At 62.9% G+C, this 12,841-nt stretch carries 13 protein-coding genes and 1 tRNA gene; all 14 read right to left on the minus strand.

Features of this window, described 5'->3' with window-relative positions; translation table 11 throughout:
• Positions 1 to 109: 109 nt before the first annotated feature.
• The 14 genes from F759_RS0106160 to def all read right to left on the minus strand — a co-directional run bounded on the left by F759_RS0106160 (position 110) and on the right by def (position 12,802).
• The gene (locus F759_RS0106160; protein WP_027799081.1) at positions 110 to 811 is read right to left on the minus strand and encodes a tetratricopeptide repeat protein; all 702 of its coding nucleotides are present in this window, start codon (positions 809 to 811) and stop codon (positions 110 to 112) included.
• The gene (locus tag F759_RS0106165; RefSeq protein ID WP_027799082.1) at positions 808 to 1,590 is read right to left on the minus strand and encodes an HpcH/HpaI aldolase family protein; all 783 of its coding nucleotides are present in this window, start codon (positions 1,588 to 1,590) and stop codon (positions 808 to 810) included. Before F759_RS0106165 ends, F759_RS0106160 begins: the two co-directional genes overlap by 4 nt.
• A gap of 226 nt (positions 1,591 to 1,816) precedes the next feature.
• Complete coding sequence (queD, locus tag F759_RS0106170; protein WP_027799083.1) at positions 1,817 to 2,260, minus strand: 6-carboxytetrahydropterin synthase QueD; 444 nt, start codon at positions 2,258 to 2,260, stop codon at positions 1,817 to 1,819.
• A 9-nt stretch (positions 2,261 to 2,269) separates the two neighbouring features.
• Positions 2,270 to 2,902 carry a 7-carboxy-7-deazaguanine synthase gene (queE, locus tag F759_RS0106175; RefSeq protein ID WP_027799084.1) on the minus strand — a complete coding sequence of 211 codons (633 nt, stop codon included), beginning with the start codon at positions 2,900 to 2,902 and terminating at the stop codon, positions 2,270 to 2,272.
• Positions 2,903 to 2,984: 82 nt separating this feature from the next.
• On the minus strand, positions 2,985 to 3,716 hold the full coding sequence (gene queC, locus F759_RS0106180) for a 7-cyano-7-deazaguanine synthase QueC (RefSeq protein ID WP_027799085.1): 732 nt from the start codon (positions 3,714 to 3,716) through the stop codon (positions 2,985 to 2,987).
• A gap of 371 nt (positions 3,717 to 4,087) precedes the next feature.
• Positions 4,088 to 4,163: transfer RNA gene (locus F759_RS0106185), tRNA-Phe, on the minus strand.
• Positions 4,164 to 4,257: 94 nt separating this feature from the next.
• Entirely contained in the window at positions 4,258 to 4,950 is a 693-nt protein-coding gene (gene esaR / locus F759_RS0106190) for a response regulator transcription factor EsaR (protein ID WP_027799086.1), read from the minus strand.
• Complete coding sequence (locus F759_RS0106195; protein WP_027799087.1) at positions 4,951 to 7,365, minus strand: sensor histidine kinase; 2,415 nt, start codon at positions 7,363 to 7,365, stop codon at positions 4,951 to 4,953.
• Positions 7,355 to 7,954: a DUF4390 domain-containing protein gene (locus F759_RS0106200; protein ID WP_027799088.1), complete on the minus strand. Its 600-nt coding sequence runs from the start codon at positions 7,952 to 7,954 to the stop codon at positions 7,355 to 7,357. Before F759_RS0106200 ends, F759_RS0106195 begins: the two co-directional genes overlap by 11 nt.
• The gene (rsmB, locus tag F759_RS0106205) at positions 7,951 to 9,390 is read right to left on the minus strand and encodes a 16S rRNA (cytosine(967)-C(5))-methyltransferase RsmB (RefSeq protein WP_027799089.1); all 1,440 of its coding nucleotides are present in this window, start codon (positions 9,388 to 9,390) and stop codon (positions 7,951 to 7,953) included. Before rsmB ends, F759_RS0106200 begins: the two co-directional genes overlap by 4 nt.
• 168 nt (positions 9,391 to 9,558) lie before the next feature.
• The gene (htpX, locus tag F759_RS0106210) at positions 9,559 to 10,416 is read right to left on the minus strand and encodes a zinc metalloprotease HtpX (protein WP_027799090.1); all 858 of its coding nucleotides are present in this window, start codon (positions 10,414 to 10,416) and stop codon (positions 9,559 to 9,561) included.
• Between the two features lie 104 nt (positions 10,417 to 10,520).
• The gene (locus F759_RS0106215) at positions 10,521 to 11,162 is read right to left on the minus strand and encodes a LysE family translocator (protein ID WP_027799091.1); all 642 of its coding nucleotides are present in this window, start codon (positions 11,160 to 11,162) and stop codon (positions 10,521 to 10,523) included.
• 112 nt (positions 11,163 to 11,274) lie between these two features.
• Positions 11,275 to 12,261, minus strand: coding sequence for a methionyl-tRNA formyltransferase (fmt, locus tag F759_RS0106220; protein WP_027799092.1), 987 nt, complete (start codon positions 12,259 to 12,261; stop codon positions 11,275 to 11,277).
• Positions 12,262 to 12,298: 37 nt separating this feature from the next.
• Positions 12,299 to 12,802 carry a peptide deformylase gene (gene def / locus F759_RS0106225; RefSeq protein WP_027799093.1) on the minus strand — a complete coding sequence of 168 codons (504 nt, stop codon included), beginning with the start codon at positions 12,800 to 12,802 and terminating at the stop codon, positions 12,299 to 12,301.
• Between the last annotated feature and the right edge of the window lie 39 nt (positions 12,803 to 12,841).

Below are 12,841 nucleotides of genomic sequence, written 5' to 3' on the forward strand. Positions count from 1 at the left end.
CTGGGCCATGAAACAAGCGGCCTTGCAACAAGCTGCGAGACGAGCTGCAAATAGGCCGCGCCGCAGGCTCAAAAGATAAGGGGCGCATCGCCAGATGCGCCCCTTTCGCTTACTGCGGTTTCACTTCCTTGTGATCCCGCAGTTGCGCGCTTAGTTGCTGATACTTCAAGCGCGCCGCCGGATCGCCCTGGGCCGCCGCAGCCGCGTAGTAAGCCCGCGCGACATTCAGATTCTTGTCGACGCCGTCGCCGCCGCGCTCGTAGAAAGAGCCGGTCACGTACTGCGCGGTCATGTCACCGCCCTCCGCAGCTTTTTTGTACCAGACGAACGCCTGCTTGTTGTCGCGATCGGTGCCGCGGCCATCGAGGAACTGATTCGCCAGCGCGAGTTCCGCCTGCACGTGTCCTTGCTGCGCGGCCTTCAGGAACCAGCGGTGCGCCTCGACTGGATCGCGGCCGACGAACTCGCCATCGTCGTACATCTTGCCGTACACATATTGCGCGTGCGACATGTTCGCGTCGGCGGCCTTGCGCAGCCATTTCTTGCCTTCATCGACGTTGACCGCAGTGCCTTCGCCGTTGAGCAGCATCATCGCGTAATTGAACTCCGCGAGCCGGCTGCCGCGCTCGGCGGCCTTGCGGAATTCGGCAAGCGCCGCGCCGAAATTGCCGGCGTTGTAGTCCGCAACGGCGGTTTGGGTCTCCGGATCGTTCGGCTTCGCGAGGCGGTCCTGCGCATGCGCCGCGACACCCGTCATCAACGCGGCCGTAACGACCATACGCGCGGCAACGCCTTGCACCATCCACTTCATGACCTCACCTCCTGCAACGCCTGCCGGGTTGCGCGCAACATCCACATGACGTCGGCGGCCAGAGCGATAAAACGGAAACCGGCATCGTGATGCTGTCTTGCACTTGCGGCGTCCATCGAAAAAATGCCGGCGGCAATGCCCGCCTTGTCCGCGGCGCTGACAATGCGCGCCATCGCCGCCTGAACATCGGCGTGCTTCGAATCGCCGAGATGACCGAGACTCGCGGCGAGATCGGCGGGTCCGACGAACAGGCAATCGACGCCCGGCGTCGCCGCGATTTTTTCGACTTCGTCGAGGCCGCGTGCCGACTCGATCTGCACGATGGTCGCGATCTGCGCGTTGGCCGTTTGCACGTAGTCGCGCCGCATGCCGTACGCCGCGGCCCGAACGGCGCCAGCGACGCCGCGCAGACCATTGAGCGCCTCGGTGCTCGGATATTGCGTGAGACGCACCGCGTGGGCCGCTTCTTCGGCGGACTCGATGTTGGGGAACATCAACGTGCGCGCGCCCGCGTCCATCACACGCTTGACGAGCCAGCCCTCGCTCGCCGGCAAGCGCACCACGGGTTCGCTCGGCAGATGCGCGGCGGCAATCGCGCGCAATTGCGAAGTCACGTCGCCGCTGTCGTTGGGCGCGTGCTCCATGTCGATCAGCAGCCAGTCGAAACCGGCGTGCGCAAGCGCCTCCGCGGCGGCATCGCTGCCGAGCGAGAGCCACAGCCCGAACAGCGGATCGGCCTCTTTCAGACGTTGCTTGAGGGGATTAGTGAAGGCGCTCATCGCCGCACTCCTCGACGATGACCAACTTCATTGCCTGACACGTGGGGAAGCGTGCTCGAAAGCCCGTGTGTCAGGTGAGTTCGGCAAAGAGCCAGGCTCGGACGCTGACGGCCCGGGTGCCTGCTGCGACGCATTGCGGTAACCGGCATGTCTCGCTCCGTGTGGTTATCGGAGCGATCATACCGTGACAATAACGCGGCGGTTGAGCGGCGTAACGTGCGCGAGGTTAGTCGCGAACGACGTCGGCCCAGCAATTCGGCGTCTCGTACAGACGCAGCTTGTGGAGGCGCAGATTCACGCCATAGTGCGCGTCGTAAATGTTCGCGAGGATGTCGAACGCGACAGCCGCGAGGTTTTCCACGGTCGGAATGCGGTCGAGCACGACAGTCTTGTGGCCCGCCATCGTTTCGAGGAAGCCGCGCACTTGCGTGTCGCCTTCATAGACGAGGAACGCGTGATCCCACTTGTCGACGAGATGCTCGACGGCGAGCGATTTCACGTCGGCGAAATCCATCACCATGCCGCGGTCGGGCGCGCCTTCCGTGTCGACCAGATCGCCTTGCAGCGTGATTTCGAGCACATAGCGATGGCCGTGCAGATTACGGCACTGGCTGCGGTGATCGGGGATGCGGTGACCCGCGTCGAATTCGAGTTTTCGTGTAATCGTCAGCACGGCAAATCAGGGAATATTCAGATACTTGTGGGTCTGCATCGACAGGCGCCATTGCGGATGGCGTTTGCACCAGTCGATCGCGAGCTTGGTGTTGATGTCGCGCGACGGGCCGTCCATTGGCTGGACGAGGAAATACTCGAAGTCGAGCTTCGCATAGTCGGACAGGCGCTGGTTGTCCTGCGGAATCACGACCTTCAGTTCGTTGCCTTTCGTGACGACGAGCGGCGCGTCCGCCTTCGGGCTTACGCAAATCCAGTCGATGGTCTCGAGCACCGGCAATGAGCCGTTGGTTTCAATCGCAATTTCAAAGCCGGCCGCGTGCAGTGCGTCGACCAACGGCGGGTCGATCTGTAGCATCGGCTCGCCGCCCGTACACACGACAAAGCGCTGGCCTTCACCCTCCGGCCATTGCGACGCGATCATCCGCACCAGGTCGTCGGGCGTGCGGTATTTGCCGCCGTTCTCTCCATCCGTGCCGACGAAATCCGTGTCGCAGAAACGGCACACGGCTTCGGCGCGGTCTTCTTCGCGGCCCGACCACAGATTGCAGCCGGCGAAGCGGCAAAACACGGCCGGGCGCCCGGCATTCGCGCCCTCGCCTTGCAACGTGTAGAAGATTTCCTTGACCGCGTACGTCATGCTGCTTTCTGCCTTGAGATGTACCTTAAGTACTTTGTGTACCTATAAACGATTGCCTGAGCCCCGGTGCTGCGCGGATTTGTTAGACCGGCTCGGTTACCTTTTCGCCCGCCAGATAAGCTTCATAACCACGCTTGCGCAAGCGGCAGGCCGGGCATTCGCCACAGCCGAAGCCCCACGCGTGCAATTCCGCCCGCTCGCCGACGTAGCACGTGTGCGTCTCTATGCGCACCAGCTCCACTAGTTCGTCGCCGCCCAGTTCGTGCGCGAGGCGCCACGTGTCCGCCTTGTCGAGCCACATCAGCGGAGTTTCGAGCAGAAAGCGCGAGTCCATGCCGAGATTCAACGCCACCTGCAAAGCCTTCATGGTGTCGTCGCGGCAATCCGGGTAGCCCGAAAAATCGGTCTCGCACATTCCGCCGACCAGCACCTGCAAACCACGCCGATAAGCGATGGCCGCCGCAATCGTCATGAACATCAGATTGCGGCCCGGCACGAATGTATTCGGCAAACCGTTAGCCGTGGCCTCGATCTCGATTTCGCGCGTCATCGCCGTTTCGCTGATCGAACCGAGCACGGACAGATCGATTATGTGATCGTCGCCTAGACGCTCGCCCCATGTTGGAAACGTGCGTGCAATCGCACTGCGGAACCCTTCGCGGCATTCGAGTTCGACGCGGTGCCGTTGACCATAATCGAAGCCGAGTGTCTCGACCGTTTCATAACGTTCAAGTGCCCATGCGAGGCACGTGGCGGAATCCTGGCCGCCGGAAAACAGCACCAGAGCGCTACGTTTAGCGTCTTTGCGGATCACCGTGAAACTCCGTGAATGATGAGTGCCGCGTCGCGCTGCGCGAGGTGCGCCCATGCAAGCAACGCGGCGCGACGCGAGCCGGCACTGCTGCCGGCCCAAAGCAGTATAGGCCGCGCCTTCTGCCTGCGAAGTCGCTGGGCGCTTATACCGTTGATCGTCGGGCGAGGGGTTCGGTGCGGATCGCGGCTTGCTCGTGCGCCCCGCGACGGGCGATGCACTCGCGCGCAAGTCCTTGAACTGGCGCGATTTTATCATGCGATGCCGAACCCCGTCGGGCGCGCCTCGACTCGCCGCCCGAAACGCTGAAGCACCCGATTCTTACCGCAAAAGGAAAAGCCCCAGGAATCTTGCGATTTCCTGGGGCTGAATCCTGGTGGCCTGGGACGGAATCGAACCATCGACACGCGGATTTTCAATCCGCTGCTCTACCAACTGAGCTACCGGGCCAACGAAGAACGAAATGATATCAAAGGGTCATCAACTGGACAAGCCCCCTTCCCGAAAAAATCCAGGGGTGAAATCCGCGCACATAACGCGTTGCTCACTCGCCTTTGTTCTTCCCGAGATCGACGCCGAGCTGTTTGAGCTTGCGATACAGGTGCGTGCGCTCCAGGCCGGTCTTTTCCGCGACACGCGTCATGCTGCCGTTCTCGCGCGCGAGGTGATACTCGAAGTACGCGCGCTCGAATGCATCACGCGCATCGCGCAGCGGAATGTCGAACGAGATGGATGCGGTTTGCGCAGCGAGCACGCCGCTGCCACCCATGCCGTCGGCCGACAGCATCGGCAACGCCGCGGCGGAGGCCACAGCCGAAGAATTCATCGGCGACGTCGACTTCGCTGCCGCACCGCCCGGCGCAATCGCCGCCGTGCCGCGCGCGAGACCCTGCTCGACGGCTTTCAGCAGCTTCTGCAACGCGATCGGCTTCTCCAGAAAATTCAGCGCGCCGATCTTCGTTGCTTCGACTGCCGTGTCGATCGTCGCGTGACCGGACATCATGATCACCGGCATGGTGAGCTGCCCTTGCGCAGCCCACTCCTTGAGCAACGTGACGCCGTCGGTATCGGGCATCCAGATGTCGAGCAGCACCAGGTCCGGCGCCTGACGCAAACGGAATTCACGCGCCTGTTGCGCGTTTTCCGCCGCCTCCACGACATGCCCCTCGTCGCTCAGGATCTCCGAGAGCAATTCCCGGATGCCCATTTCATCATCTACCACCAGGATGGTTGCCATTTACGCTGCCTTTGTCTGCACTGTTGCTTTTGTCTTTCCCTGCGACGCACCGCCGTGCGCAGGACGCGGTCCCGCTTCGGGAGCCGCGGCGTCGTCTGCCAGTTGAAGGAAGAGAATCGAAATCTGCGCGCCTTCGATGACATCGCCCGCTTTCATGCGATTGCGAATGTCGATGCGCGCGCCATGTTCGTCGACGATCTTCTTGACCATCGCAAGACCCAGGCCCGTGCCCTTTGCCTTGGTCGTCACGTAAGGTTCGAATGCACGCGTGAGAATACGCGTGGGGAAACCCGGTCCGTTATCCGACACTGTCAGACGTACCGCGACGCGTGCCTTGCCTTCCGCGTCGGGGTCTCCGTATTCTACTGTCCTCGTCTCGAGCAGCACACGCGGGCGCTCGACCTCGGCCACCGCGTCCTGCGCATTTTGCAGCAGGTTGTGAATCACCTGGCGCAATTGCGTTGCGTCGCCGCGAATGGCGGGCAACTCGGAGAGCTCGACCTGAATCGCGCCCTTGCCTTCCTCGATACCGTATAGGGTCAGCACTTCGCTTACGAGATCGTTCAGTTGCAGATGCGCGAGCACGGCCGGAGGCGTGCGTGCGTAGTCGCGGAAATTGTCGACCATCTGTTTCATCGCCGCGACCTGGTTCACGATCGTGGTCGCGCCGCGCTTGAGCACATCGGCGTCGGACGGCGACAGCTTGTCGGCGAGCTTCATCTGCAAACGCTCCGCCGAAAGCTGGATCGGCGTGAGCGGATTCTTGATCTCATGCGCGAGCCGTCGCGCGACTTCGCCCCACGCGATAGAACGCTGCGCGGAAATGACGTCGGAGATGTCGTCGAAAACCACCACATAGCCGGACGTCTGCATGTCCTGTGCGTCGCGATCGGTCGCCGACACGAGGCGCGCGCCGCGCACGAGCAACGTCAGCGGCTCGCTCTCGCCCGCCACCTGAACCGAGAACTGTTGCTGCCAGTGCCCGCCGTCGTCGTGACCGTCGCCGCTTGCCGCTTCGCGATCGGCAAACGCCTTGCGCACCATGCCGCCGAATTCGCTCAGCACGCCGATCTGTTCGAGCGCCGAGCCCAGCACCTCCTGGAACTGCTGACGGAAGATGCGCTCGGCGCCGCGATTCGCAGTAGTGAGCCGGAACTGACGGTCGAACACAAACACGCCGGCCGTGAGGTTAGCGAGAATACTTTCCAGATACGCCTTCGAATGCTCGAGCGCGATGCGATTGTTCTCGACCGCGGCGCGTGCTTCGGACAACTGCCGCGTCATCGCGTTGAACGACTGGGTGAGAAAGCCGAGTTCGTCGCGCGACTTGATCTCGCGCTTTGGCGTGTAGTCGCCTTCGGTGATTTCCTTCGTGCCTTGGGCGAGCAGGAACAGCGGCCGCGCAAGCTGATTGCCGAGCGCGAGCGCCAGCATCATCGCGATGAAAGTAGCGAGGAAGAGCGCGAGCGTCAGCGTGCCGATATACATCTTGCGCAAGCCGGTACGTCCGAGCGCTTTCTCCTGATACTCGCGATACGCGCGCTGCACAGCATCGGCGTTGCGAGCGAGCGATTGCGACACCGGCTGCGTGAGTTGCAGAAATCGCTCGGTGGGCTGCAGCAGCGACGCATTCGAGTCGGGAATGCGCTGCACGACGCGCAGCCGCAACGCGCCTTTACCGCCGTGTGCACGAGGATCGCCGTCGACTTCGCCTTCGATCGCCGCGTAGCCGCGGCCGCGCGCCTGGTCGAGCATCAGCGGCGTGGGCAGGTCGTTCGGCACGAGCGACGCGTAATTGCTCGATGCCTGCGCAACCACATGCATGTCGGGTGTCGCGCCGGACATGCTGCGCGTGGGCTCGACGATCGTCGCGTCCTGCACACCGAACTGGTCGCGCAGACGCAGCAGTGTGAGCGTCGTACCGGCTGCGTCCGCGCTCGCGAGCTGCTCGGACATCAAGCGGCCCTTCGTTTGCAGATCGGACAGCGACGCGTCGAGCATGCCGCGCCCCAGGTTCAGACCGGAGGTGAGCGCAGTTTCGACATTCACGTCGAACCACGACTCGATACTGCGCGACACGAACTGATACGAGACCACATAGATGATGCCGCCAGGCACTACGCCGACGAGCGCCATGAAGAACGCGAGCTTGGCGAGAAGCCGCGTGCCGAATTTACCCTTTCGCAACCGCGCAATGATGATGATGACGAGCGTCGCCACCACCAGCAGAAAGATCATCGCGACGATGAGGTTCGCGGCGTACAGCCACTGGTAATAGCGGTCGAAAAACTCAGTGTTTGCGCTTGCCGCGGCGAGCAGCACGAGCAGCAAGACGGCCGTCACCGCGACCGTGGACACCAGCACGCGCACGACGATGCTGCTGACACTGGTGGCGGAGCGCACTCTATTTAGCACGTTCGGTCACCGTGAAAGTAAAACGCTTCCATTCAGAAGCGAGATTCCAGTCGCGGTTGTTCACCGCGTCAATCTGAAACGGCTTGGGCATCAATGCAATGTCGAGCTGCATGCGCACCGACGCGTTGTACGTTTCGCCGACGTGCACGTCATTGCGGTCGATCACATGCCACGAGGTCACATGTTTGATGACCGCAAGCGCATCCTTAAGCGTCGTGAAGCCGAGTTGCAAACCGCCGGACGACACGCTCGACACACGATACTCGCGCGTGAGCGGCTGAAACGACAGGCGAAGGCTTTGCGACACGTTCACCGGCTGCTCGTCGAACCAGTACCAGCGCGGCCGGCTCAATTCAAAGTCAGTCGTGAAGTAAAGCGGAATACCTCTATTGACCGCGTCTTCGAGATTGCTGTTCAGTTCGAAGTCGAAACGCGCGTCGAGGCTCCAACCGGTATTGTCGGCTTGCAGCGAAGCGCGCTGCACGGCGATCGAGTCGGCGTGCGCCGCACCGGGCGCAACGAGCCAGACGGCCAGCGCGACCCAAAGCACGGCAGCGAGCCGAAGCGGGAAGAAGCGTTTGATGGTCACCGTTTCTGAAAGCGCGCGTAGAAAAATCCGTCGTGGTCTGAGTTCGCGCCGGCGCTGATGTCAGCGAATTCTCCGGCATGGGAACCGGCCGATGTGTCGGCGGGCGCGCGGGCGACTGAAGGTAAAAGTTGCCCCGGCGCGTCCAATCGTACCGCATCCTGATGCTTGTTTCCAAACCACTGCGCCTGCAATTCGCCTTCTTCCGGAAAGATCGAGCACGTAACGTAGAGCAATTCGCCGCCGGGCTTAACCAGCGGCCAGAGCGCGTCGAGAATGCGCCGCTGTTCGTCGACGAGCGCGGGAATATCGGACGCGCGACGCAGCCAGCGAATATCCGGATGACGCCTCACGATGCCCGACGCCGAGCACGGCACGTCGGCCAGAATGCGGTCGAACGGCTGGTCGATGTCGTCGTGCCATTTGGACGGCGTGCCCGCGTCGCCGATACGCACTTCCGCCTCGAGCTTCAGGCGCTGCAAGTTTTCGCCGATGCGCCGCGCACGCGTCGCATCGCTTTCGAGCGCAACCAGTTGCAGGTTCGCCAGTTCCAGCAGATGCCCGGTCTTGCCGCCAGGAGCCGCGCACGCGTCGAGCACGCGCATGCCGTCGCGCACGCCAAGCAGTTGCGCGGCGAGCTGGGCGCCTGCGTCCTGCACCGACACCACACCGTCGTTAAAGCCGGGAATTCGATCGACAGGCATTGGCGCGGCAAGCTTCACCGCGTACTCGCCGGCTTTGCTCGCGGCAATGTGATGGTCCTCGAGAACTTGCAAATACGCTTCGACAGTCGAATGACGGGCATTCACACGCAACGTCAACGGACCTTGCGTGTTGCCGGCCGCGAGCACGTCTTGCCATGCGTCGGGCCATGCGCGCCTTACGGCGTCGATCCACCAGGCCGGGTAATTCCAGCGCGCGACTTCATCGGCTTGCGCGTCGTTCAGTAGCGCCTCGCGTTCGCGCAGAAAATTCCGCAGCACGGCGTTGACGAGCCCCTTCGCGAATGAGAACTCACGACGTGCGGCGATCACACTCACCGCCTGGTCGACCACCGTGAACGGCGTATAGGCGGCGCTGGCTTCATCGTCGATTAAAAGCGCGAGCGCGCAGGCAAGCACATGGCCGACATGCGGCGGCGGCGCCTTTTTGACCAGCCGCGTGATCAACCATTCGGCCGTCGCGAGACGCCGCATCGTGCGATAAGCGATGTCCTGCACCGCGCCGCGTGCAGCAGCGGCGCTGCCCTCGGGCGCGGATAGGAAAACGGATTGCAGCGCGGCCGGCAAAGCCGCGCCGAGGCGCACGGCGCCGACTGCTTGGGCGGCGCAATCGAGCGCAAAGCCGAGCGATTCCGGCGCGAGATGCAACACGGACAAGCGGGATTCGCGCGGACGCGCCGACGAAGAAGCAGAACGCGAAGAAGGCTTTGGGATCATGGGAAGACAAAGGCAGGCCGCGCGGTACGCACGACACAATGGACACACATTGTAGCGTGGCGCGGCTCGCGGGCTCGCCACCCGGCGTCGGCAGTCGGCGCGCGCAGTTCCGCCAATTAAAAAGGCGAGCCCAGAGACTCGCCTTTGGCTATGCCGCGCGCATCGCCGTTATTCGAAGCGCCCGGTTCGGGCCATTTCCATTAAACGCGCGATGCGTTCTTCAGTGGCCGGGTGCGTTGAAAACAGATTCGCGATGCTGCCACCGGCCAGTGGATTCATGATCATCATCTGCGCGGTAGCCGGATGCTGCTCGGCGGCAGGAAACGGAATGCCGCTCGCATAACGATGAATCTTGTCGAGCGCCGAAGCGAGCGCTTGCGGGTCGCCGGAAATCTGCGCGCCGCCGCGGTCCGCTTCGAATTCACGCGCGCGCGAAATCGCCATCTGGATCAGCGCGCCCGCGATAGGCGCAAGCAGCGCGACGGCAATGCCGGCGATCGGATTCGTAGGACGCCCGTTCTCGTCGCGGCCGCCGAAGAACATCGCGAAGTTCGCTAGCGCGGAAATCGCGCCGGCCATCGTGGCCGAAATCGTCGAAATCAGAATGTCGCGATGCTTCACGTGCGCCAGTTCGTGCGCCATGACGCCGCGCATTTCGCGCTCGGACAGCACGCGCAGAATGCCCGTGGTTGCGGCAACCGCTGCATGCTCCGGATTGCGGCCGGTAGCGAACGCGTTCGGCGCGTCTTCATTGATCAGATAGACGCGCGGCATTGGCAAGCCGGCGCGCGTGGAGAGCTCACGCACCATACGGTAAAACTGCGGCGCGCTGGTTTCGTCGACTTCCTGCGCGTTGTACATGCGCAGGACCATCTTGTCCGAGAACCAGTACGAAAAGAAATTCATGCCGAGAGCGATGACGAGCGCGATCGTCATACCGCGCGACCCGCCGATCATCCCGCCGATCACGATGAAAAGGGCCGTGATCGCGGCCATCAACATCGCGGTTTTGACCCAATTGAACATGTCTGCAACTCCTTGCCCTAACGCGGGGTTCATTTCCGTGCCGCATCATCGCGGCGCCTGATTGTAAGCGAAATGTTAGATATAGGCGCGCGCGGAAAATTCAATTATCTCGATGCGGTGGCGAGCTTGATTCCCAAGCCGACAAAGGCGCTGCCGACGCCGCGATCCAGCCACTTCTTGACCGACGGCTTGCCGGAGAAGCGCCGCGTGACACTGCCGGCGATCCACGCGACAAAGCTGTTCCACAGCATGCTCATCACGACGAACACGGCGCCGAGCGTGAGAAAAGCGAGCGCCTTGTGATCGGTGCCGGCGGTGACGAACTGCGGAAAGAACGAGACGAAGAAAAGCACGACTTTGGGGTTCAGTACGTTCGTCCAGAAACCTTGCAGGAACAGCTGGCGCAGCGACTTCGGGGCGCCGGCCGCGCGCGCTTCGCCGCGGGTTTCGTCGGCGTCGGGTTTGGCAAAAATGAGGCGTACGCCGAGATAAATCAGATAAATCGCGCCGACAAATTTGATGACCGTGAACGCGGTGGCCGACGCGGCGAGCAGCGCCGTCAAGCCGAACGCGCAAGCGAGCGAATGAACGCAGCACCCGGCCGAAATGCCGAGCGCGGACATGAGCCCCGCGCCGCGGCCCTGCGCGACGCTACGCCCGACGATATAAGCGGTATCCGGCCCGGGCGTCACATTCAACAGAAAGACGGCGACGATGAAAAACTCGAAATGGGTGATGCCGAACATGGGGATCCTCGAAACCTGAGCCTTCGCAGGAGGATTCTAACGCGCAGCGAGCGTGCAGCGGCCCCGTCGAGCATCGGCCGAACGGACGATATTCACGCGCCGCCGATCGGTGCTACTTTGCTTCGGGAAGCTGGAAACGCTGGCCCGTAGCCAGCGCAAAGCCGGCCAGAAATTCGCGCGCCGGCAGACGTTTGCCGCCGGGCTTCTGCAGCTGCGTAAGACGCAGCGCGCCTTGGCCGCAGGCCACGACGACACCTTCCGGTGAAACGCTCGCGATCGTGCCGGGCGCATCGCCGCCTTGCGCGTCTTCTTCAGCAGCAGCCCAGATCTTGATCGACGTGCCGTCTTCGAGAGTCGCCACGCCGCCTGGGAACGGATCGAACGCGCGCACCTGGCGGGCGAGCACCGAAGCCGGGAGGCTCCAGTCGAGCACGGCCTCGTGCTTGCCGATTTTTTCGGCGTAAGTCACACCGTCGGCGGGTTGCGGCGTGGACGCCAGGTTGCCGCTGCGCTCCAGTTCGACGAGTGCTTCGACGATCAACTTGGCGCCCTCTTGCGCGAGGCGGTCGTGCAGCGTGGCGGTGGTGTCGTCGGCGGAAATCGGCGTGCGTATTTCGGAGATCATCGCACCGGTGTCGAGGCCCGCATCCATTTGCATCAACGTGATGCCGGTTTCGGCGTCGCCCGCTTCGATCGCGCGGTGAATCGGCGCCGCGCCGCGCCAGCGCGGCAGCAGCGATGCGTGAATATTGATGCAGCCGAGCGGCGCGGTATCGAGCACTTCCTGCGGGAGGATCAGGCCGTAGGCAGCGACCACCATCACGTCGTGCGGCGTGGCGCGCAACAGATCGATGGCAGCGGCGGCCTCGGCCGGGTACTTCCCTGCACGGCGCAGCGAGGGCGGCTGCGCGACGGCAAGGCCGTGCTCTTCGGCGTAACGCTTGACGGGGCTCGCCTGCAATTTCATGCCGCGCCCGGCCGGGCGGTCAGGCTGCGTCAGCACGAGCGGCACCGGGAAACCGGCGCCGTGGATCGCGGCCAGCGCGGCCGAGGCAAATTCCGGCGTACCGGCAAAGACAACGCGCAACGAATGGCTCATGAGCAGGGGCGGAAGCAGGGAGCGGGACGGGCGCGCATTACATCGCGTGGGCGAGCTTCTTCATCTTGCTCTTGATGCGCGTTTGCTTCAGCGGCGACAGATATTCGACGAACACGCGGCCCATCAGGTGATCCATTTCGTGCTGAATGCACACGGCGAGCAGACCTTCGCAATCCATTTCGAAGGTTTCGCCCTTCTCGTTCAGCGCCCGCACGCGCACTTTCTCGGCGCGCTCGACGTTGTCGTAAATGCCCGGCACCGACAGACAGCCTTCCTCGGACAGCTTCTTCTCGTTGCTCGACCAGACGATTTCCGCGTTGATGAACGCGAGCAGTTGGTCGTGCGCGTCCGACACGTCGATCACGATCACGCGCTCGTGCACGTCCACCTGTGTCGCCGCGAGGCCGACGCCCGGCGCGGCATACATGGTCTCGGCCATGTCCGCAACGAGGCGGCGGATGCGGTCGTTGACCTTTTCCACCGGCTTCGCAACCTTGTGCAGCCGTTTGTCCGGGTAATTGAGGATGTTCAGTAAAGCCATGATTTCGAGTGTGATTTTCGGCGCCGCTGACCGTGGGAA

Origin of the sequence: Paraburkholderia dilworthii, from assembly GCF_000472525.1 — a bacterium.
In the GTDB taxonomy this organism is placed as follows: Bacteria; Pseudomonadota; Gammaproteobacteria; order Burkholderiales; family Burkholderiaceae; genus Paraburkholderia; species Paraburkholderia dilworthii.